The sequence below is a fragment of the Micrococcus sp. GbtcB5 genome (genome assembly GCF_019091605.1).
In the GTDB taxonomy this organism is placed as follows: Bacteria; Actinomycetota; Actinomycetes; order Actinomycetales; family Micrococcaceae; genus Micrococcus; species Micrococcus luteus.
Genome location: NZ_JAGXJK010000267.1, coordinates 1 through 256, shown reverse-complemented (window position 1 = coordinate 256; position 256 = coordinate 1). Strand labels below are relative to the sequence as shown.

General features: G+C 66.8%; 1 protein-coding gene. It reads left to right on the top strand.

Annotation, left to right across the window (positions count from 1 at the left end; all coding sequences use genetic code 11):
- The coding region (locus tag KVS67_RS12305) for a type IIL restriction-modification enzyme MmeI (protein WP_217565479.1) at positions 1-256 on the top strand (256 nt) is incomplete at both ends.

Genomic DNA, 256 nt, shown 5'->3' with positions numbered 1-256 from the left:
GGCGGCCTGTTCGCCGCGGACGTGGAGATCCCCCAACTGACCCAGGACATCGTCGACATGCTCCTGGACGAGGTCAGCGAGGGCACGGACTGGTCCCAGATCAGCCCCACCGTGTTCGGCGGCGTGTTCGAGTCCACCCTGAACCCGGAGACTCGCCGTTCCGGGGGGATGCACTACACCTCACCGCAGAACATCCACCGGCTGATCGACCCGCTGTTCCTGGCCGCGCTGAAGGCCGAGCTGGTCGGCATCCTCA